The sequence below is a fragment of the Rhodococcus sp. T7 genome, from assembly GCF_009872365.1.
In the GTDB taxonomy this organism is placed as follows: domain Bacteria; phylum Actinomycetota; class Actinomycetes; order Mycobacteriales; family Mycobacteriaceae; genus Rhodococcus_F.
In genome coordinates this window covers 1-566 of the sequence record NZ_WXYH01000305.1, presented here as the reverse complement: position 1 = coordinate 566, position 566 = coordinate 1, and the positions used below count along the sequence as shown (strand labels likewise).

General features: G+C 70.7%; 1 protein-coding gene and 1 pseudogene. Both read left to right on the top strand.

The genetic code is table 11. The features are described from left to right. A partial coding sequence (locus MLGJGCBP_RS24115) for a hypothetical protein (RefSeq protein WP_160098646.1) occupies positions 1 to 246 on the top strand: 246 nt, incomplete at its 5' end. Next, a pseudogene (locus tag MLGJGCBP_RS24110) lies at positions 243 to 566 on the top strand (hypothetical protein); the annotation flags it as partial. The gene MLGJGCBP_RS24115 and the pseudogene MLGJGCBP_RS24110, both read left to right, overlap by 4 nt.

Sequence of the window (566 nt, the reverse complement as noted above, 5' to 3'; positions counted from 1 at the left end):
CGCGCTGGCCAAGGACATCGCGAGTGGAGCCGACTCCTCGGCCGATACTTCGACGCCTCGTATCAGCTCGTCGACCCTGCCGACCCCGCGGACCAGCACGTCTGCCCCGCCGCCGTCGTCGCCGAGAACGTCGACGACAAGTGCCCGTCCGACGTCGACGACCCCGGTCGCGGCCGGATGACCGACTCGGTTCCTCGGACGGTTCTCGTCCGGGGAACCGGGCCCGCACAGAGAGGGATTCGATGATGACAGATACCAACATTCCGCGGCCGGACCCGACAGCGGGCGAGCTGGCCCGCTGGTATCCGTCGTTCACTCCCGCACCGGTGGCGACCACCAGCCATGAAACGTCCGGCGGGAAGGTTGAGGAGCCAGCCCCGCCGGTGTCTCCGGCCGAGGCCGCCCCCTCTCCCGCACAGGTCATCTCGTCGCTGCCAGCACCGTCGGGCCCCGTGCGGCGACCGAGATCGACGCGACTGCTCGTCGGTGGTGGGGCTGTCGTCGCGGCCGCCGCCGTGGTGGTGGGGCTGGGTGCGTGGGCGCTTCGCGACAGCCAGGACGAACAA